This is a genomic window from Zobellia laminariae (assembly GCF_030553095.1).
GTDB classification, from domain to species: Bacteria; Bacteroidota; Bacteroidia; order Flavobacteriales; family Flavobacteriaceae; genus Zobellia; species Zobellia laminariae.
In genome coordinates this window covers 3,415,626-3,436,196 of sequence record NZ_CP130738.1, presented here as the reverse complement: position 1 = coordinate 3,436,196, position 20,571 = coordinate 3,415,626, and the positions used below count along the sequence as shown (strand labels likewise).

Here is a 20,571-nt window from a genome sequence, read left to right as displayed (position 1 = left end):
TTGTAATAGCTTTGCCTAGATATTAATTGAAAAACAATAGCATGAAAACTACTAACCTAGGCTATCCCAGAATTGGAAGTAAAAGAGAATTAAAAAGAGCCTTAGAACAGTATTGGTCCGGCAAAACAGACCTTGAATCACTACTGGCTACGGCAAAAACAATTCGGAAAGAAAACTGGTTGTTACAACAAGAACAAGGCATAGACTTGATTCCCAGTAACGACTTCTCCCTTTACGATCAAGTATTGGACCTTTCTACAACTTTGGGGTGTATTCCTGAGCGTTATGCAGCCTTAGCAAGCAACCCTTCTTTCTCTAGCCACGACCTTTATTTTGCCATGGCAAGAGGTATTCAACAAGACGGAGCAGACATTACCGCTATGGAAATGACCAAGTGGTTTGACACCAACTACCACTACATTGTCCCAGAATTTACTAAAAATCAAATATTTAATGTCTCTTCGGATAAAATTATAAATGAGTACAAAGAAGCTCTAGAATTAGGGATTAAAACAAAATCGGTACTGATTGGGCCTGTCTCTTTTCTTCTATTAGGGAAAGAGAAAGAAGATGGTTTCCACAGAATAGATCTATTGGAGCGGTTACTCCCTGCATATGAAGAAATTCTACAGCAATTAGTAGATGTTGATGCGGAACATGTTCAATTTGACGAGCCTTATTTAGCCCTTAACCTTTCCGAAAAAGAGCAGCGTGCCATCCAACAAACCTACGTATATTTCGCTACCAAATTCCCGAATATCAAAATAACCGTTGCCAATTATTTTGATTGTTTTGGCGAAAATATTGATACCGCACTATCCTTACCTGTACACACTTTACATCTAGATTTAGTGCGTTGTCCTATACAACTAGATGATATCTTAGAATCAAATAAACTAAATAGTTATACTCATTTATCTCTAGGAGTAGTTGATGGTCGTAATATTTGGAAAAACGACTTTGAAAAATCTTTGAAACTGATTCAAAAAGCAATTGACCACGTAGGTACAGAGCGTATTCTTATTGCTCCTTCATGCTCCTTATTACACTCTCCTTGCGACCTAGATATAGAATCTAATGAAGAGAATCTAAGCGAAGAAATCAAACAGTGGCTCGCTTTTGCTAAACAAAAATTAGACGAAGTAACTACGCTTAAGCAATTAGCCAATAAAGAGAACCTTTCCGATAGTTTAGAAAAACTAAAAGAGAATAGTGAAGCTCAAGCCTACAAAAAGACAGCAACGCTTATACACAATGAGAAAGTAAAACAACGTGTAAGTACCCTTACGGCCAAAGACGACCAAAGAGAAAGCGCATTCCCTACCCGGCAGAAACTTCAAAAAGAAGCATTAGACCTTCCTCTTTTCCCTACAACGACCATTGGTTCGTTTCCTCAAACAAAAGAAGTACGTAGCTGGAGAGCCAATTTCAAAAAAGGAAACTTATCTGCGGACGAGTACAATGTTCTTTTAGAGAAAGAAACCAAAGAGACCATAGAATTCCAAGAGCGCACAGGTCTTGATGTCCTTGTTCATGGGGAGTTTGAACGAAACGACATGGTAGAATACTTTGGAGAGCAACTAAGCGGATTTGCTTTTACCAGTTTTGGATGGGTTCAGAGTTATGGTAGCAGATGTGTTAAGCCACCGATCATTTATGGCGATGTATCTAGAGAATCTCCTATGACAGTTAAATGGTCCGCTTTTGCGCAATCATTGACTAAAAAACCGGTAAAGGGGATGTTAACGGGTCCGGTTACTATTCTACAGTGGTCCTTTGTTCGTAACGACCAACCACGTTCTGAAACGTGTACCCAGATTGCATTGGCTATACGAGATGAAGTAGTAGACCTAGAAAAAGCCGGTTTAAAAGTTATACAGATAGATGAGCCTGCTATTCGTGAGGGTCTTCCGTTACGTAAAGAAGATTGGAATGCGTATTTAAATTGGGCTATTAAAGCCTTTAGAATCTCCGCGAGCGGTGTTAAGGATGAAACGCAAATCCACACACACATGTGTTATTCTGAGTTCAATGATATTATTTCGAATATAGCCGATATGGATGCCGATGTCATCACCATTGAATGTTCTAGATCACAAATGGAGCTTTTAGACGTTTTCGCAACGTTTAAATATCCAAACGAGATTGGACCTTATGTTTTACGATATTCACTCGCCAAGAGTTCCAGAAAGAGCGGAGATGGTCGCTTTAATGGAAAAAGCCGCAAAACAGATTCCAACAGAGCAACTTTGGATTAATCCTGACTGTGGATTAAAAACAAGACACTGGCCAGAAACTAGAGAAGCACTCATAGAAATGGTAGCCGCTGCTAGAGAATGTAGACAAAACAGTGCTGTATTGGCATAATACGCCTCAAATTATTTAAAAATGCATCTCACAAATCGTAAGATGCATTTTTTTATACCATAAAGCGTAGTAGCTTTGCACCATGGTCAGAAGAATTCAGTTGCGCGTATCGTTAAAAGAGGAAAGTAAACCCAACATCCTTTAAAGAAAACCGCTAAATATTTAAGCGAGGACGAAAAGAATATCACTATTAAAGTGTTGCGCAAATCTATTGACGCCCGTAAACCTAAGATTTACTTCAACTACAAGATGGAGGTTTACATTAACGAAAAGCCTTCTCCTGCTGCTGACTACGAATTTAAATACCTAGATGTTTCTAAAGCAAAAGAGGTTCATATTGTAGGTTTTGGACCTGCAGGCATGTGGGCCGCATTACGTTGTTTGGAATTAGGGTACAAGCCTATTGTTCTAGAACGTGGCAATAATGTTAAAGACAGAAGACGAGATTTAAAGGCCATTAACCAAGACCATACGGTAAACGAAGATTCTAACTACTGTTTTGGCGAAGGTGGCGCCGGAACCTATTCTGACGGCAAACTATACACCCGAAGCCTAAAAAGAGGAGACGTACGCCGTATTTTTGAAAGTTTGGTCCATCATGGCGCTACGGAAGAAATTTTGGTAGATGCACACCCACATATTGGCACGAACAAGCTTCCTAAAATTGTACAGAACATAAGAGAAGCTATAATCAGTCATGGTGGCGAGGTACATTTTAATACCCGCCTAACCAATTTTACTGTAAAGAATAACACAATTGAAAGCCTTCAATTGCAAAACGGCAATGAAATGAAGGTTAATCGGGTTATTCTGGCCACAGGGCATTCGGCACGGGATATCTACTATTTATTGAACGATAAAAAAATCAGCCTTAAGGCTAAATCTTTTGCCATGGGCGTTCGTGTAGAACATCCTCAACATATTATAGATTCTATTCAATACCACTGCTCGGGCGAACGTAACGAATTGCTTCCTGCTGCTGCTTATAGTTTGGTAGAGCAAGTAAAGAACCGTGGCGTATACTCTTTTTGTATGTGTCCCGGCGGATTTATAGTTCCTGCTGCAACTGCTCCAGGAGAAGTGGTCGTAAATGGTATGTCTCCCTCTAAACGAAATAACAAGTTCGCTAACTCAGGCATCGTTGTTGAAATCAATGCCGATGAAGATTTATACAAATATGAACGTTTTGGGGTTTTAAAAGGATTGGAATACCAAAAGGATTTAGAACGATTGGCTTTTACCGCAGGCGGAAGAACGCAAACGGCACCTGCCCAACGGTTAACCGATTTTGTTGATGGTAAACTATCTGCGGACCTCAACCCTACTTCCTACCAACCCGGATTGAATTCTGCTCCCTTACATTCTTTGCTTCCCAAGCTTATTGGCGGAAAACTGCGTCAGGGCTTTAAAGCCTTTGGTGATAAAATGAAAGGGTATTACACCGCCGAAGCTAATATTGTAGGTGTAGAATCCCGTACCTCATCTCCGGTCAACATCCCTAGAACTGAAAAATTAGAACATCCGGAAATTGAAGGCCTATTCCCTTGTGGAGAAGGTGGTGGTTATGCTGGTGGAATAGTTTCTGCTGCAATGGATGGTGAACGGTGCGCAGAGGCAGCTATAGCAGGTCTATAGATAGGGTTTATAGGCTTATCCAAACATTCGCCGTATCTTTGCGGCTTATTAAATATACATGACATTTAAAGATTTAGGTATTGCTTTGCCTATACTCAAAGCTATTGAGGAACAAGGATATACGAATCCTACACCCATACAGGAACAAGCCATTCCTATTTTACTTAACAAGAAAGACCTTTTAGGAGTTGCACAGACAGGAACCGGAAAAACAGCCGCGTTCAGTATCCCCATAATACATCATTTACACAACAGCCAAGATCAAACTAGAGGTAAGCGACGCATACGCACACTTATTGTAACGCCAACTAGAGAACTTGCTATTCAGATAGCCGATAACTTTACTGCTTACAGCAAGCATACACACATTAAAAACACAGTGATTTTTGGTGGTGTTAAACAATCCAGACAGGTGAATGCCTTACGTAATGGTGTTGATGCACTTATTGCTACTCCATAAGATTATTAGATTTGATGAACCAAAACATTATCTCTTTACGGGATATTGAATTTGTGGTTCTAGATGAAGCGGATCAAATGCTGGATATGGGTTTCATTCATGATATTAAAAAAATCATAGCGAAGCTTCCAAAGCAAAGACAATCCCTTTTCTTTTCGGCTACTATGCCTTCTAGTATTGTAGAGCTTTCAAAAACCCTTTTGGGACAGTTTGAAAGAGTAACTATAAAGCCACAGCAGGCTACAGCAGAAAAAGTAGAGCAAGGTGTTTATTTTATTAGCAAACCAAATAAACCTAAATTATTGGTGCACTTGGTTAACGAGAGACCTACAGATTCTGTTTTGGTATTTTCAAGAACTAAGCATGGTGCCAATAAAATAGTTAAAAAATTAGCACAAGCTGATATTAAATCGGCCGCTATACATGGTAACAAATCACAAACTGCCAGACAAAAAGCTTTAGGTGATTTTAAAGATGGAAAATTACGCGTCTTAATTGCAACTGATATTGCTGCAAGGGGAATTGATGTAGAAGATCTTTCTTTGGTTATCAATTATGATTTGCCAAATGTACCCGAAACTTATGTTCACCGTATTGGTAGAACAGGCCGGGCCAGCGCAAGTGGTATCGCTCTTTCTTTTTGCGATAAGGAAGAACGCGCATATTTAAAGGATATTGAAAAACTCATTAAACAACAGGTGCCACGTATGCCAGAGCATCAGTTTATAGGTGGGGACGAAGAGGAAGTTGAAGAAAAAAGACCTCAACAGAGATCTAATTCAAGAAACAATAGGAGGTAACCGAAATAAGAGTCGCTCAGGAAATTCGAATAACAGAAGTGCAAACAATCGCAACCGAAGTAATTCAAATAGACCACGTAGAGACGATTAAATAAGTCCGTTCATAATTTAATTGAACAATTAGAACAACCGCAAGAAGATTTTGATTCCCTTAGGCATCTTTTCTTCTTGCGGTTTTTCTTTGCTTTTTTCTTCGTAAAGTATCACGAGACAAGCCTTGAAGCATTTAATCTCGATTATCGAGTAAAAAAATAACGGTTTCATAATTTCTATTTGAGAAAGTAGAACTGATAATTCTTAAATTACGATTCCATACTAACTCATAACATCAAATGGCTTTAAGAACTATTCTCGCTTCGTTCATTTTTCTAACCATGCATATTGCGCATGCTCAAGACCTCAAGGTAATGAGTTACAATATTAAATATGATAATGTAAATGACTCCGTAAACAATTGGAACGACAGGAAAGCTCCTATGGTTCGTTTAATTAAGCATTATGCTCCAGAGTTTATTGGCATGCAAGAGGTGGTATATCATCAATTGACCTATTTAGACGAAGCGCTGGAAGATTACAAATACATTGGCGTAGGCAGAGATGATGGGAAGAAAAAAGGTGAGTTCTCCCCTATTCTTTTCAACAGTGAAAAATTCAACTTACTACAATCCAATACCTTTTGGTTATCCCCTACACCAGATAAAGTTAGTGTAGGTTGGGATGCCGCTATGGAACGGGTTTGTACATATGGCCTATTTGAAAATAAAGCGAACAAGCAAAAATTCTGGGTGTTCAATACTCATTTTGACCATATAGGAAACGAGGCACGCGAAAAATCTGCTGCGCTTATCGTAAAGAAGATTAATAAGATAAATACAGATAAACTTCCGGTAGTTCTTACAGGTGATTTCAATTTGGAACCTGAGTCAAAACCGATTCTGTTTCTTAAAAAAGAAATGACGGACGGAAAAGAGATAACTGAACAGCCTTTTTATGGGCCTACCGGGACCTTTAGTGGATTTGACCATGCACGAGTGCTTGACCACCGCATTGACTATATTTTTGTACGAGGTTTTAAAGTTGAAAAGTACATTCACATAGATGACCGAATGGAAAATAACCAACATATTTCCGACCACCTTCCTATTATGGCTACACTACAGAAATAGTTTAGTTTCAACAAACATAAAAAAAGCCCGAATCTAGATAGATACGGGCTTTTTAAATTTATATTACCTATTACATTACTTTTTTCAAGAACGAAATAAGAATTTCATTTAACTCATCGGCATGCGTTAGGTTCAGACCATGAGGCGCACCTTTAATAACTTCATATTGATTATCCTTAATTCCTTTTGCCGCTTGATCAGCGGAAGTCGCCTGAGGAACCGTTGCATCCGCATCTCCATGAACAATAAGCGTTGGTACCGTAACATTTTTTAATTCCGGTCTAAAGTCCGTATGCATCCAAGCTAAAGCCGTTTCAATTGTAGCTCTTGGCGAAGCATGTGACGCAATACTAAAATCATAGTCCAGTTGAGCCTCACTAACTTTGTCCTTGTTATCCTCGTAATTATAGAAACCCGTCAGGAACTTTTCTTTTAAGAATCCTACCCTATCATTTTGTAAGGCCTCCTTAATCCAATCTAAAGTTTCTTCCGGTACTCCATCAGGATTATCATCTTTCTTCTTTACCAATGGAATTATAGAACTTATTAAAGCCGCCTTTGCAATTTTGTCTGCTCCGTAGTCTGTAAGATAACGAACTACTTCTCCTCCACCCATAGAGAAACCTACAATTACCACATTGTCTAAATCCAAATCTTCAATAATGGTATTTAAATCGCTGGCAAGTGCAGAATAATCATACTCTCCCCATGGCGCTGAAGACGCTCCAAAGCCTCTTCTATCATAAGCGATACAGCGATAACCTTCTTCTACAATTTTCCAAACTTGTTGCTCCCATGCTTTGTGACTTAGAGGCCACCCGTGAATAAGTATAACCGGTTGTCCGGAGCCATAATCCTCATAAAATATTTCTACGTCTTCTTTTCCTTTATTGTTCTTTATAAATGGCATATATTTATTTTTAAAGTGAATTTAAATTTACGGAATGTTTGCAATAGCGCTTGCCTCATTCGCATTAATATTCGCCCTAAAAGACACTTTTTACACTTTCTTAAAATACAGCTCTTATAGAACTGACAATTAACTTAGCCTATGTTCATACCTGATCATCACCGTAATGAAAATGCTTCAGAGATTAGAGCGTTCTTAAAAGCGAACAGTTTTGGAATTCTCGTAAGCCAATATCAAAACAAACCTTGGGCTACACATATTCCTTTGGAATTAGAAACCACAGAAGACGGAAAAGAGGTTCTCACTGCCCACATTGCCAAGGCCAACCCACAATGGCGTGAGTTTGATCAGAACGAAGAAGTACTATGTATTTTCAACGGTCCGCATTCCTATATATCCTCATCTTGGTACAAAGATGAAGAAGTACCTACATGGAATTATGTTGCCGTCTACGTTTATGGAAAACTGAAAATTTTGAGCGAAGAAGAAGTTATGGCATCTATGCACAGGCTAGTAGATAAATACGAAGCGAATTCAAAGAAGCCTATTTCTCTAAAAGACATGTCTCCCCGCACATTGAAACAGATAAAAGGTGTAGTGGGTTTTCAGATTGAGATAACAGATATTCAAGCGCAATACAAATTATCTAAAAACCGCGAACAAGACTACCCAAAAAATCATTGAAGAGCTAGAAGACTCCAAGAACCCCATGAGTATTGAAGTTGCCAAAGCCATGAAAAACAAATAGAATTCTTAGAGCGATTTATAAGCCTTAAGAATACGCTCTATTTTCTGGTTTTTATCTTCATTTACGACTTTATGTTCAGGATTTTCATTAAACCATTTTAAGGTTCTCCTAATTCCTTCTGAAAAAGGAATGGTTGCTTTAAAGTCAGGCACAAATGTTTTGATCTTGGAATTATCAAAAATGACACTTTCTCCTTTATCCGCCAATAGTGTACCCGTAAATGACGGTTCTATTTTACATATAAAATCTGAAGCAATATGTACTACCCTAGCTTCATACCCAAGTGCATCTGCAAATATTTTGTAAATCATATTCCAACTTAATATTTCGTCAGAAGTAATATGAAATGCATGGCCAATAGCTGTTGTCAAACCTAACAGCCCTACAAAGCCTTTTGCAAAATCATCTGCATGGGTAACCGTCCACAACGAAGTTCCGTCACCATGAATAATAATTTCTTCGCCATTTATAATACGATTGGCTGTTGTCCATTCCCTGAAACCACCAATGGCAATAGGAATTACTGTGTCGTATGTTAATGATGGACGAACAATAGTAATAGGAAAACCTGTTTCCCTATACGCTTTCATTAAACGCTCTTCACTTCTAATTTTTTCTTGAGAATAATCCCATAAATTATTACAAAGCGGAGTAGATTCAGTTATAATAGGATATTGCAAAGGAGTCTGATAACAAGATGCCGAACTGATAAAAATGTACTGCTTTGTCTTCCCTTGAAACAAGGCAATATCACGCTCTATATCTTCTGGTGTAAAAGCAATCCAATTCACTACTACATCCCAAGTGTGGTTCTGTAATTCAGAAAGTTCTTCAGGTTTATTTATATCACCAAAAATAGTATTCACACTTATGGTAATCCAGCTTTATTCGTACCTCTGTTTAAGTGATAGAGATCAATACCTTTTTCTAATGCCAAGTGACTAGATGCCGTGCTTATATTTCCTGTTCCACCTATAAATAAAACCTTCATTGTACTATATATTTTTCGTTATTCGAATATAACTATAAGCAACGGTAATCCAGCAATTGTGACCAGCCCAATAAACGCTTTTTACAATCTATAAAGCCAAAGACTTTAAACAGTACTAAACAAAACTGTATTTTTGAAATATGGCCAACCTGCCACCATTCAAACTTTAATCCACAAGACAAAAAATGGCTTACGACGAATATCTTGCCGACCGATGTAGACAAATCTTAAAGCAAAAGCATGTGTATTACGAGGAGAAGAAAATGATGGGTACCCTATGCTTTATGGTCGATGAAAAAATGTGTTTTGCAATTACTATTGATAAGGACAGTGAGTCATCTCGTATGATGGCAAGAATAGGAAGGGATAATTATGACAATATACTTCGATTACCCCATTGCAGACCTATGGACTTAACTGGCCGCAAGATGATGAAAAGTTATATTTATGTAGATGCAGACGGAATGGACACGGACGAAGACCTAGAGGGTTGGATCCAACTTTGTTTAGATTTTAATCCGTTGGCCACAAAGAGCAAAAAGAAAAACAAGAAATAAAAAAATTCCCGATGGACATTAATGTCCATCGGGGATTTATCATCTATAATCGCCTAAACTATATTTCTTCGGCCAACCAAGCTTTCATCATCCAGACTGTTTTTTCCTGACCTGTAATAAAATCACTCATCATAGAGTTGGTACCTTCATCTCCAGACTCACCTGAAGCATCTAAAATTCGTCTCTCTATAACCAAAAGACCTTTTAATGAATCTACTACCAAACGGATAGCATCTTCATCTTTACTTATATTCTTACCTACTGGTACTTTTGAGTTTTTTATATAATCCTCAAACGTATGCAATGGCACTCCCCCTAAAGTAAGTATACGCTCTGCTATCTCATCTACATTAAGATTTGCTTCTGTATATAGTTCTTCAAATTTTGGGTGGAGCTCAAAAAAGCGTTTCCCTTTTATATTCCAATGAATACCTCTTAAATTTTGGTAGTAACGTTGAAAATTAGCTAGCAATTCGTTTAAATCTTCGCTTAATGATTTTGAATCTTTTTCGCTTAATCCTATACTATTTAGTTTCATGGTTCTTGTTGTTTTAACTATAGTATAAAGGTACCCAATATTAGACCCTTCTTCATGATAGATATCATTGATAGTTTTTATATTTTTATCACTAGAATTTATAGCAAATGACAATTACTCAATTACAATATGTGCTGGCCGTTGCCGAGCATAAAAACTTCACCTTAGCTGCAGAAAAAAGCTTCGTTACGCAACCCACCTTAAGTATGCAAGTACAAAAGTTAGAAGACGAGCTAGATGTTTTGATTTTTGATAGAAGTAAAAAACCTATTTCTATTACAGAAGTAGGAGCAAAAATAGTTGCGCAGGCAAAAAACATCGTAAATGAAGCCAGTAGAATAAAAGATGTAGTAGATCAAGAAAAGGGATTTATAGGAGGTGATTTCACTTTAGGCATTATACCAACCATAATGCCCACACTATTGCCCATGTTTCTCAAAACTTTTATTAGCAAATACCCCAAGGTAAATTTGATTATAAAAGAGCAGAGCACAGAAACGTTAATTCGTAATATCCAAGATGGTCATATAGATGCGGCAATTGCTGCAACGCCATTGGGTATTGAGTTCATAAAAGAGCGGCCTTTGTATTACGAGCCATTTGTAGGCTATGTTCCAAAAGAGCATAGACTTGGAAAAGCAAAAACATTAAAGCCAGAGGATTTAGACATTAATGATGTTCTATTGCTACAAGATGGGCATTGCTTTAGAGATAATGTGATTAACCTATGTAAAGCAACACGGAATTTAGACACTAAGCAATTTCGTTTGGAAAGCGGCAGTTTTGAGACATTGATCAATCTAGCCGATGAAGACCTTGGAATGACTCTATTGCCATATTTAAACACCTTGGTATTAGATGATAAAAAGAAAAGCAAGTTGAAGTATTTTGATAAGCCCTCACCTGCTCGTGAAGTAAGCTTAATTTACCACAAAAGTGAGTTAAAAATTCAGATTACAAATGCGTTAAGAGATGTCATCTCTAGTATTGTTAGAGGAGCCATTGCTTTTCAAGATGTACAGATTATCAGTCCTGTAAACAAATAAGTTATTACCCATTTATTTATAGCTAAATCGTGCTATACTATGCTTGGGTAGTAATACTAAAAAAAAGCCCTCTGTTTAGAGGGCTTTTAATTATGATTTTATATAAATAAGCGTTTGTTTTAGTTCTGGCTTATCTGTAATAAATTGATGTAACCAGAGTTCAAGTTCTTCAATTTCTTCGGGAAGCAACATTGATACTGCTTTTTGAAGTTCTTTAATGAACAATTTCGCGTCAAAACTAACTTTTTTCAATACTGTTTTAGAGTATTCAAGCATAGCTCTAGCCATATGTCAAAATGTTTAAGTTATTAGTTGTTGTTAAGAGAAATTCTCTCCTTATAAAGTTAAACAATAATGCATTTACTATATTGCTTAGGGGTTGTTAAATGTAAGCCAATTTCTTGTTAAATGCCCTAGATACAGGCGGTAACACAATTTTAAAAATGAAAAAAATACTATTTATACTTCTTGCCTTTGTTTCTTTAACTAGCTGTAAATCATATAAGAAGATTATTTCTAAATCTACAGACACCATTATTTTATCTGACTTTTATAAAAATCAGTTTGTGGGCTTGCTGGTTTTAGACCCAGAAACGAACGATACTCTGTACTCTAACAAAAGTGAGAAATACTTTACACCGGCTAGCAATACCAAAATCTTTACACTATTTGCTTCTTTGCAATTATTACCCCAACAGGTCCCTGCTTTGAAATACACTGTAAAGAATAATACCGTATATGTTGAGGGTACTGGAGATCCTTCTTTCCTACACCCACATTTTAAGGATAGTACTGCTTTTCATTTTCTACAAAAATATAATTCTATAGTTCTTGACCTGAATAATTTTGAAGACAAAAAATTGGGTCAAGGATGGGCGTGGGACGATTATCAATATTACTATCAACCTGAAATAACTTCTTTACCGCTCTATGGTAATGTCACCAATATTTCCAATACAAACGGACTGAACGTAATACCTGATTTTTTTAAGAACGATGTTGTACGCACTGGGTATAAAAAGAATAGAGAATTGGAAAAAAATACGTTTTACTTCTCACGTTCACGGAAAGACACTATTGAAATTCCCTTTCGTACAGATTCTGTTTTAACCAAGCAATTATTAGAATCTGCTCTGAATAAAAAAATAAGCTTATCCAACAAACCTATTACAGGCGAAAAACAAATCCTTTACGGACAACCATCAGATTCCCTTTATATACGGATGATGCACGAAAGTGATAATTTTATTGCAGAACAATTACTGGTTTTGTCTTCATCTACCCTATCCGACACCCTTAGTGGGAAAAGAACAAGGGAATATATTCTTGAAAACCAATTAGCAGATTTAAAACAACCTCCTAGATGGGTTGATGGTTCTGGGCTTTCTCGTTATAATTTGTTCACTCCAGAGTCTATGGTAAGTGTTCTAAACAAATTGTACCAGACGGTTCCCCGCCAAAGACTGTTCTCTATTTTTCCAGAGAACGCAGTTTCTGGAACTTTAAAAACATGGGATTATGACGGTGGGTATCCAAAAATATATGCCAAGTCCGGTAGTCTGAGTAATAATTATTGTCTGAGTGGCTACCTTATTACCAAAACGGGAAAAACGTTGATTTTTAGTTTTATGAACAATCATTACCAACAACCCACCTCTGAGGTAAAAAAGAAGATACAACAGATTTTACGGCAAATAGCAGATACCTATTAAGGTAGAAATATAGGACCTAACTAAAAGTTGATTAGGCCAGCAGCTTATGAACAGCCGCGTATTGTAATAACAGAATGGTTTTAGCGTCTTTGATTTCTCCAGAAGAAATCATAGCCATAGCTACATCAAACGGATATTCAAGAACCTCTATGTTCTCGGTTTCATCTTCTGCACCACCACCGTCGCCAATTTTCATTTTTTCCTCATAGGCACCCACAAAAAAATGGAGTATTTCTGTTACCGAACCTTATGACATATATGATTCAAATACTTTTTTGACGTTTTCTATCTTGTAGCCTGTTTCTTCTTCTACTTCTTTTCTGATGCAATCTTCAGGATTATCGCCATCTAAAAGACCGGCACAGACCTCTATCATCATTCCACTAGGATTGCCATTTACATAGGTAGGCATGCGGAATTGTTTTGTTAGCACCACCGTTCCCTTTTTCTGATTGTACAATAGAATTGCTGCTCCATTGCCACGATCATAGGCTTCACGTTGTTGAGTTTCCCAAGAACCATCTTCCTTTTGATACTCGTAAACATACTTGTTTAAGGTGTACCAATTATCTGATAAAACTTCCTTTTTGATGTTTTTTATTGTGCCGTTTTTCACTGTAGAATAGTCGTTCGTGGATTAATATTGATTCAAAGCTACTAGCATTTAAGCAGATGCTACTATTTAGCCTCTTCTTTTTCTCCAAAAATACGGCTAAGTGCGCGCTTTGAAATAGGTTTATCAAAATAACCTTTTACTACAGGATGGGTAGATGCACGTTGTCTTTCTTTTGTGCTCAAAAATGCAGACAAAATATAGATATCAGAGCTTCTAACATGCTCCGGCATTTCTTCCAACTTTTCTAGAAACTCCCAACCATTCATTTTAGGCATAACCAGATCAAGCAATATAACGTCCGGTAATTCTTTGTCACCCTCAAGACTATCCGATAATATTTTTAAAGCAACTTCAGCGCTGTCAAAATCAACCACATTGTAAGGTTTCTTTAACTGCTCTATACCATAGCGCGCTGCAAATAACGAAACAAGGTCGTCATCTATAATCCAAATTGTTAAGGGGGTAACTGTTTCAAATATCATAATTCCCTAAAATATAGTAAGAAAAAACTTTCAAATCAAATTTTAATAAAATAAATATATGCAAAAGATTTATTACTATACCCTTTTCAGGCTACTGTTACCGCTTTATTGAGATATCTTCTAAATGGAAGCATTTCTTTATACACATTGATAATTTTTTCTTCAAAATTATTGCTAAACACCTCATTTGTAGGAAATTCGTGTGCCACAGCAAATGTTTTATTGCGTAAAAGCTCTATATGTTCATGAGAATTTGAGAACCCTTTTGGCGCTTTTATTAACTTGGCATCTTCATAAAGATCGCCAAAAACTTTTTTGAAAGATTTTTTATCAATTATTTTCTGAAACACATCTCCGTCATAATCAATAGCATCACGTATACTTTTTAGCGTTGGAGAATCCGGCCTCCAAAAACCACCTGCCATGATACATCTTTCAATTCCAATCTCAATATAAAAATCTCCCGTTGAAGGTCTTTTGTCCAATCCCGCTCCAAAATGGTCTTTGTAAACCGGTTTGTTAGGGTGAAACATTAGGTTATTATTAATCCGGTTAATTCCCTTCTTTCCCGGCGTATCATAATACTCTTCATCTAAAGCAGCCATCACATCATTCATATGGTCTAACCATTTTACGAAATCCGTGCGTACTTCTTTATACCATTTACGATTGGCGTCCATCCACTCTTTGGAATTATTGGAATTGAGTTCCTTTAAAAACTCTATGAGGTTTTTGAAATCCATTTAAATATTACGACTGATGCGCATCTTATTATAAATTATACGATTCTTTTTGGAGGTTCTTCCTAAAAACGATTATCACCACCAACAATATCTCCTAAAGAACCTAAAATACTTCCTTCGCCTTTATCCTTGCCTCCTCTTGGAATAGAAGCCAAAACTCTACCGGCAAGTCTACTAAATGGCAATGATTGAACGTAAACCGTTCCATACCCTCTTAAGGTAGCAAAGAAAAGTCCTTCCCCACCAAAAACCGTGTTTTTAATACCACCTACAAATTCTATATCATAATCTACGGTTTGAGAAAAACCAACAATACAGCCTGTATCTACTTTCAATACCTCTCCGGCAGCGAGTTCTTTTTTTGCCAAAGTACCACCAGCATGTACAAAGGCCATACCATCTCCTTCTAACTTTTGCATGATGAAACCTTCTCCACCAAATAAACCTCTACCCAACTTTTTGGAAAACTCTATACCAACTGATACTCCTTTTGCCGCACACAGAAAAGCATCTTTTTGACAGATGAATTTTCCTTGCTTTTCAGATAAATCTATTGGAAGTATTTTTTATGGATATGGAGAAGCAAAACTGACTTGCTTTTTCCCCTGACCTACATTTAAAAAAGCGGTCATAAAAAGACTTTCACCAGTCAATATTCGTTTTCCTGCAGAAAAAATCTTTCCCAATACGCTGTTATCCTTATTAGAACCATCTCCAAAGATGGTATCCATTTTAATATCAGAATCCATCATCATAAAACTTCCTGCTTCCGCCACTACAGCTTCTTGCGGGTCTAGTTCTATTTCTACATATTGCATTTCTTCACCGTAAATCTGATAATCTATTTCGTGTGCATTCATTTCTTTTTTGTTTTTTGCTGATGCTTGTTAGTTGGTGTCTACGGTAGAAATGTTACAGGATTTACTAAAAATTTTATTTCTTCACTCGCACAGTCCACTCAAAATTAAAAGTAGAAACCACTACTCCATCTTCGTTTACACCAACGGACTTCATCCAAAAGGCTTGCCCTTCTCCCGTAGCCAAAGTTTTATCTATAGCCTCCTTAATCATATGACCATCCTCACAAGTAAATGTAATTTTACCAGTAGCCTTTTTAGAAAAGTTGGCATTGTTATTTGCTACAAGCATAGATATTTTTTTTCCGCTTCCTTTAATTTGAGCAATAACCATAGCGCCGGTACTTAACTCCGCAGCCATTCCTTGTACGGCCCAAAACATGCTTTTAAACGGATTTTGATTAAACCATTTATGGGTTACCGTTACAATTGCCTTCTTTTCATCCATATGTCGCAACCTTACCCCACACCACCATGCAGATGGTAATTTAAAAAAGGTAAATGTGTTGAACTTGCCCGTAGATACTGCCATCGTCTTATTTATTTTCTCTAAATGTATTGAAATTTTTCCTTTTTACAATTGTTAATTTCATGTTAATTTTTAGTACTTTGTTTTGCATAGTACCTTCTTTTAGCCATATATTTGCATAAGAAATTACTAAGCCATGGAAAGTACACTAACAAAACACGAACGAAATTTAGCCGCAATGGTGCATGCTTCTTCTTTTTCAAAATTCTTTATTCCTTTCGGGAATTTTATTATTCCGTTGGTATTATGGACTGCCAATAAAAAAGATTCTGCACTTGTAGATTATTCTGGAAAACAGGTTTTAAATTTTCAGATCAGCCTTCTACTCTACTCTATTGTTTTGGGAATCATTAGTATACCAATATTGGTTGGTTTCTTTCCTGATTTATTAGATAGCAGCTTATTTGGTCTAAACCACCTGAACGATTATAATAATCTGAACATTGACTTTAGTGAAACTTTTAAGTTTAGTTCTTGGTTATTTCCGTTGGGTGTTGCCGGTCTAGCCCATGGTGCTTTGTTTGTTATAAACATAGTTTACACTATTCTAGCGGTCATAAAAACTAACGAGGGACAAGAATTTTCTTACCCAATCACTATAAAGTTTTTAAAATAATGAAGTCAACTACCGTCATAATCGCACTTATTTTTATTTCCAACTTTTGTGAGATGGCAGCACAATCTGCTGCCGAGGAACAATTAAAGGAAACGATTACCAAGTTAGATGCAGATTACTTTGAGGCTTACAACACTTGTGACATGGAAAAGCAATCAGAAATGTATTCTGAAGATTTAGAATTCTATCATGACAAAGGAGGCTTAATGACATCAAAACTAGATTTACTTGAGAGCTTAAAAAAGAACATTTGTGGCAAAGTTACAAGAGAATTAGTTGAAGGTAGTATTGAAGTGTATCCCATAAACGGTTTTGGCGCGGTAGAAATAGGATTGCACAAATTTCATAACAATCAAGAGCCAGACGCCATTTCAGAACCGGGAAAATTTATAATAATATGGAAAAAAACAGATTCTAATTGGAAGATCACGAGGGTCATCAGCCTTCATTAATATAAAAAGGGTGCTCATCACACCCCAATCAAAAAGGAGTTTATTCATCAATCAATTTACTCAAAATTTGCATAAGGGTCTCACTAATCACGGGGCGTTAACCTAAACAGATTTGAAGTAAAGAAAAACGAACAATCACACTATGCAGCATACCATTTATGAACAGACACGTTCCCCCAATTTAAAGGAACTGCATAAAAAGAAAAAAGAAATTATGAATGTAGAAAATACAAAAGCACAAATGCGCAAGGGCGTTTTGGAGTATTGTATTCTGTCTATCTTAAATGGGAAAGACAAATACGCTTCTGAAATTCTCGCAACGCTAAAAGATGCGAAAATGCTTGTAGTAGAGGGCACAATTTACCCTTTATTAACTCGCTTAAAGAATGCAGGCCTGCTCAGCTACCGCTGGGAAGAATCAACCTCTGGTCCCCCAAGAAAATATTACGCATTAACGGAAACCGGTAAACTTTTTCTAAAAGAACTGGACAGTACTTGGGATGAGCTAAGAACAGCAACTAATTTGGTAACCAACAACAAATAAACCTAAAAAACTACTTTGTAACTTCATAGCTACTATGCGTTTACAGAGAAAAAACGACTAAAATGAACAAAACTATAAACATTAATCTAGCAAATATGCTCTTCCATATGGATGAAGATGCATATAACAAAATGCAGCGCTATCTGGAGTCCGTGAAGCGCTCTTTTGCCAACACTCCGGGCAGTGATGAAATACTGGCGGATATTGAGGCACGTATAGCAGAACTGTTTCATGAAAAGCTTGATAACGAGCGCGCAAGGTTATTACCCAAAAACAGGTAGACGAAGTTATAGCTATCATGGGGCAGCCAGAGGATTATATGGTGGATGAAGATATTTTTGAGGATGAGCCTAATACAGGTAGAACAAATTCTGAACCAAGAAAATCTAAAAAACTGTACCGAGATACGGAGCAGAAATATGTAGCGGGTGTTTCTTCTGGTTTAGCGCATTACTTTAATATAGACCCACTTTGGGTACGCTTAATATGGGTGCTTTTAACCATTGGTTCTTCGGGTGGTTTTATTTTGATTTATGGCTTACTGTGGTTATTGATTCCCGAGGCTGTTACTACTTCGCAAAAATTAGATATGCGGGGGGAGGACATCAACATCAGCAATATAGAACGTAAGGTCAAGGAAGGCTTTGATGATGTTGCCCAAAAAATTAAAAGCGTTGATTATGAAGATGTAGGTAATAAAGTAAAAAGCGGAGGTAAGTCTTTTTTTGATACCCTAGGAGATATTATCATGTTCTTCTTTAAAGTCTTTGGAAAGTTCATTGGCGTGCTCTTAATCATTATTGGTGCTTCTACTATTATTGGTCTTTTTATAGGCATGATAACCGTAGGTATTTCAGATATGGTTCAGATATCTATTATCTTAAAATGTATAATCTAGTAGATGCAAGTAACATGCCCATTTGGTTGGTATCAATACTGGGTTTCTTTGCTATAGGTATACCATTTTTCTTCCTTCTATATTTAGGTTTGAAAATCTTGGTGAACAACTTAAAGTCTATTGGTAACATTGCAAAGTTCTCGTTATTGGGCCTTTGGTTATTATCAATTATAATGCTGATTGTCTTTGGAATAAAACAAGCTGCAGCGCGTGCATATTCAGATACTGCTCAAGTTACTGAAGACCTCTATTTTAGAGATGTTAAGGACACCCTAGAAATTAGAGTAGTTGCATATGATACCATATTTAGAAATAAAAGAAAAGTTGAGTTAGACGGACTTACCATTACCCGTAATGAAGCCGGTGAAGAGGTTATGGTTCTAGATGATGTTAGCTTTTATATTGAGCGCTCACGAGACTCGATTGCCAAAATAGAAATCGTTAAAGAATCTGATGGTTCGTCTTTTGAGAAAGCCGAAGAATTGGCCGATAAAATTAACTACGAGTACACGATTGAAGGCAACACATTATTGCTGGAAGATTTCTTGACCACCTCTCGTGAGAATAAAATCATGAACCAAGAGGTAAGAGTTAACCTATTTATTCCTGCAGGTGCTGTTTTAAAATATAGTAAAGATAGTGGCTTTAACTGTTGGAGGTTCCATGCCAAAAATGATAGGGACCTAGATGGCTGCGAAGTTAAAGACGAAGTATGGAAAATGGGTGCTGATGGCGAATTAAAATGCCAAGATTGTCCTGAGATTATTGAAGAGGATGATAATGATGACGATAACAACGGGAGGAATAAAATTAGAATAGATGAAAACGGAATTGATATTGACATTCAAGAAGACGGTGAATCAATAAAAATGAAAATAGGTAAAGACGGCGTTCATATAAATTCTAATGAAGATGATACTGATGGTCAGAACAGGATAAATATAGACGAAAATGGCATTGATATAGATATTGATGATAACCGTTCAGAACCAAATGACACCAATTATAAAACCTGATTTTATTAAAGTTTAGCCAGTGTAATCAATTCAGTATCAAAATATGACGTTTGAGTCTGAAAATCTGGTAAAGACGCAACCAATAGTTCAATTTTACATCAATCTTAAAACAACAATCATGACAACTTTAATTCGTATTGCAATTGCATTTCTAGTAGCACTGTTTTTATCTTCCTGTGGTTTTGACGTCAACATTGGCGACTTTGGCTCCGGTGAAAAAGGTAACGGAACCGTAGTAACGGACGATAGAACAATAACAGATGAGTTTACAAAAGTATCTGCATCAGAAGGTCTAACAGTGTATGTTACTCAAGCCAGTGAATTTAATATTAAAGTAGAGGCAGATGAAAACATAATTGACCTCATTGCTACAGATATTAAGAACGGAAAACTACGTATTCACGCCAAACAGAATATTGGTAGAGCCACAAAGAAAGTTTACGTTTCACTTCCTGTGGTTTCCAACTTAAGTGCATCAAGCGGATCACAACTGCATGTTGAAAATACTATTGAAAGTGATGATCTTGAAATAGATGGTAGTAGCGGTGCTCAAATAGCTGTTGAAGTAGTTGCAGATGTCCTAGAAATAGATGCCAGCAGCGGCGCAAATCTAAATATATCCGGCCAAGCCAATCGTGCAGATGTAGATGTAAGTAGCGGTGGTAATATCAATGCCAAAACACTTTTAACCAAAACCTGCACTGCAGATGCCAGTAGTGGTGGAAATATGAAAATTCAAGTTTCCGAAACCCTTGTTGCCGATGCCAGTAGTGGTGGTAACGTTGCCTATACCGGTAATGCTAGTGTAAAAACTAAAAAATCTGTTTCAGGTGGCGTACACAAATATTAAAATCAAAAAACGAACAATCCTAAATGCAAGCTGTCGAA

At 36.9% G+C, this 20,571-nt stretch carries 22 protein-coding genes and 4 pseudogenes; 16 read left to right on the top strand and 10 right to left on the bottom strand.

Annotated elements, in window-relative coordinates; genetic code table 11:
* Positions 1-41 precede the first annotated feature (41 nt).
* The 5 genes and pseudogenes from metE (at position 42) to Q5W13_RS16445 (ending at position 6,428) form a co-directional block, all read left to right on the top strand.
* Positions 42-2,367: pseudogene (gene metE, locus Q5W13_RS16460) on the top strand (5-methyltetrahydropteroyltriglutamate--homocysteine S-methyltransferase).
* Between the two features lie 82 nt (positions 2,368-2,449).
* Positions 2,450-4,002, top strand: a pseudogene (locus tag Q5W13_RS16455) (NAD(P)/FAD-dependent oxidoreductase).
* A gap of 58 nt (positions 4,003-4,060) precedes the next feature.
* A complete protein-coding gene (locus Q5W13_RS25210) occupies positions 4,061-4,462 on the top strand; it encodes a DEAD/DEAH box helicase (RefSeq protein WP_368662285.1) in 402 nt (133 codons plus the stop codon).
* Positions 4,463-4,476: 14 nt separating this feature from the next.
* Positions 4,477-5,262: a DEAD/DEAH box helicase gene (locus Q5W13_RS25205; protein WP_368662284.1), complete on the top strand. Its 786-nt coding sequence runs from the start codon at positions 4,477-4,479 to the stop codon at positions 5,260-5,262.
* A 332-nt stretch (positions 5,263-5,594) separates the two neighbouring features.
* Positions 5,595-6,428 carry an endonuclease/exonuclease/phosphatase family protein gene (locus Q5W13_RS16445; RefSeq protein WP_304443751.1) on the top strand — a complete coding sequence of 278 codons (834 nt, stop codon included), beginning with the start codon at positions 5,595-5,597 and terminating at the stop codon, positions 6,426-6,428.
* A 70-nt stretch (positions 6,429-6,498) separates the two neighbouring features.
* On the opposite strand, the gene Q5W13_RS16440 is transcribed toward Q5W13_RS16445, so the two are convergent.
* Positions 6,499-7,338, bottom strand: a complete 840-nt coding sequence (locus Q5W13_RS16440) for an alpha/beta fold hydrolase (RefSeq protein ID WP_304443750.1) — start codon at positions 7,336-7,338, stop codon at positions 6,499-6,501.
* 141 nt (positions 7,339-7,479) lie between these two features.
* On the opposite strand from Q5W13_RS16440, the gene Q5W13_RS16435 reads away from it, so the two are divergent.
* Complete coding sequence (locus Q5W13_RS16435) at positions 7,480-8,022, top strand: FMN-binding negative transcriptional regulator (protein WP_368662283.1); 543 nt, start codon at positions 7,480-7,482, stop codon at positions 8,020-8,022.
* 69 nt (positions 8,023-8,091) lie between these two features.
* Here Q5W13_RS16435 and Q5W13_RS16430 read toward each other — a convergent pair whose 3' ends face one another.
* Both Q5W13_RS16430 and Q5W13_RS16425 read right to left on the bottom strand, forming a co-directional pair.
* A complete protein-coding gene (locus Q5W13_RS16430; protein ID WP_304443749.1) occupies positions 8,092-8,952 on the bottom strand; it encodes an NAD-dependent epimerase/dehydratase family protein in 861 nt (286 codons plus the stop codon).
* A gap of 2 nt (positions 8,953-8,954) precedes the next feature.
* On the bottom strand, positions 8,955-9,077 hold the full coding sequence (locus tag Q5W13_RS16425) for a hypothetical protein (protein WP_304443748.1): 123 nt from the start codon (positions 9,075-9,077) through the stop codon (positions 8,955-8,957).
* A 185-nt stretch (positions 9,078-9,262) separates the two neighbouring features.
* Between Q5W13_RS16425 and Q5W13_RS16420 the strand changes: the two genes are divergently transcribed.
* Positions 9,263-9,634, top strand: coding sequence for a TfoX/Sxy family protein (locus tag Q5W13_RS16420; protein WP_304443747.1), 372 nt, complete (start codon positions 9,263-9,265; stop codon positions 9,632-9,634).
* Positions 9,635-9,692: 58 nt separating this feature from the next.
* On the opposite strand, the gene Q5W13_RS16415 is transcribed toward Q5W13_RS16420, so the two are convergent.
* Complete coding sequence (locus Q5W13_RS16415; protein WP_155595735.1) at positions 9,693-10,172, bottom strand: Dps family protein; 480 nt, start codon at positions 10,170-10,172, stop codon at positions 9,693-9,695.
* A gap of 107 nt (positions 10,173-10,279) precedes the next feature.
* Between Q5W13_RS16415 and Q5W13_RS16410 the strand changes: the two genes are divergently transcribed.
* Positions 10,280-11,218, top strand: coding sequence for a LysR substrate-binding domain-containing protein (locus Q5W13_RS16410; protein ID WP_155595734.1), 939 nt, complete (start codon positions 10,280-10,282; stop codon positions 11,216-11,218).
* 90 nt (positions 11,219-11,308) lie between these two features.
* On the opposite strand, the gene Q5W13_RS16405 is transcribed toward Q5W13_RS16410, so the two are convergent.
* The gene (locus Q5W13_RS16405; RefSeq protein ID WP_155595733.1) at positions 11,309-11,506 is read right to left on the bottom strand and encodes a hypothetical protein; all 198 of its coding nucleotides are present in this window, start codon (positions 11,504-11,506) and stop codon (positions 11,309-11,311) included.
* A 155-nt stretch (positions 11,507-11,661) separates the two neighbouring features.
* On the opposite strand from Q5W13_RS16405, the gene Q5W13_RS16400 reads away from it, so the two are divergent.
* Positions 11,662-12,930, top strand: a complete 1,269-nt coding sequence (locus tag Q5W13_RS16400) for a D-alanyl-D-alanine carboxypeptidase (protein ID WP_304443746.1) — start codon at positions 11,662-11,664, stop codon at positions 12,928-12,930.
* A 31-nt stretch (positions 12,931-12,961) separates the two neighbouring features.
* Here Q5W13_RS16400 and nudK read toward each other — a convergent pair.
* From nudK to Q5W13_RS16375, 5 genes and pseudogenes are all read right to left on the bottom strand, one after another.
* Positions 12,962-13,546, bottom strand: a pseudogene (gene nudK, locus Q5W13_RS16395) (GDP-mannose pyrophosphatase NudK).
* A gap of 62 nt (positions 13,547-13,608) precedes the next feature.
* Positions 13,609-14,028, bottom strand: coding sequence for a response regulator (locus tag Q5W13_RS16390; RefSeq protein WP_155595731.1), 420 nt, complete (start codon positions 14,026-14,028; stop codon positions 13,609-13,611).
* 86 nt (positions 14,029-14,114) lie between these two features.
* A complete protein-coding gene (locus tag Q5W13_RS16385) occupies positions 14,115-14,771 on the bottom strand; it encodes a DUF2461 domain-containing protein (RefSeq protein WP_304443745.1) in 657 nt (218 codons plus the stop codon).
* 62 nt (positions 14,772-14,833) lie between these two features.
* Positions 14,834-15,631: pseudogene (locus Q5W13_RS16380) on the bottom strand (TIGR00266 family protein).
* Between the two features lie 73 nt (positions 15,632-15,704).
* Complete coding sequence (locus Q5W13_RS16375; RefSeq protein WP_304443744.1) at positions 15,705-16,160, bottom strand: DUF4442 domain-containing protein; 456 nt, start codon at positions 16,158-16,160, stop codon at positions 15,705-15,707.
* 133 nt (positions 16,161-16,293) lie between these two features.
* Here Q5W13_RS16375 and Q5W13_RS16370 point away from each other — a divergent pair, with 133 nt between their 5' ends.
* From Q5W13_RS16370 to Q5W13_RS16350, 7 genes are all read left to right on the top strand, one after another.
* The gene (locus Q5W13_RS16370) at positions 16,294-16,773 is read left to right on the top strand and encodes a DUF4870 domain-containing protein (protein WP_304443743.1); all 480 of its coding nucleotides are present in this window, start codon (positions 16,294-16,296) and stop codon (positions 16,771-16,773) included.
* A complete protein-coding gene (locus tag Q5W13_RS16365; protein WP_304443742.1) occupies positions 16,773-17,225 on the top strand; it encodes a nuclear transport factor 2 family protein in 453 nt (150 codons plus the stop codon). Before Q5W13_RS16370 ends, Q5W13_RS16365 begins: the two co-directional genes overlap by 1 nt.
* Positions 17,226-17,439: 214 nt before the next feature.
* A complete protein-coding gene (locus tag Q5W13_RS16360; RefSeq protein ID WP_155596681.1) occupies positions 17,440-17,769 on the top strand; it encodes a PadR family transcriptional regulator in 330 nt (109 codons plus the stop codon).
* A 95-nt stretch (positions 17,770-17,864) separates the two neighbouring features.
* Complete coding sequence (locus Q5W13_RS25200) at positions 17,865-18,050, top strand: hypothetical protein (protein WP_368662282.1); 186 nt, start codon at positions 17,865-17,867, stop codon at positions 18,048-18,050.
* Positions 18,051-18,067: 17 nt separating this feature from the next.
* Positions 18,068-18,667, top strand: a complete 600-nt coding sequence (locus Q5W13_RS25195) for a PspC domain-containing protein (RefSeq protein ID WP_368662281.1) — start codon at positions 18,068-18,070, stop codon at positions 18,665-18,667.
* Entirely contained in the window at positions 18,655-19,683 is a 1,029-nt protein-coding gene (locus tag Q5W13_RS25190) for a hypothetical protein (RefSeq protein ID WP_368662280.1), read from the top strand. The genes Q5W13_RS25195 and Q5W13_RS25190 overlap by 13 nt, the downstream gene beginning before the upstream one ends.
* A gap of 118 nt (positions 19,684-19,801) precedes the next feature.
* Complete coding sequence (locus Q5W13_RS16350; RefSeq protein WP_155595723.1) at positions 19,802-20,533, top strand: head GIN domain-containing protein; 732 nt, start codon at positions 19,802-19,804, stop codon at positions 20,531-20,533.
* The last annotated feature ends 38 nt before the right edge of the window (positions 20,534-20,571 follow it).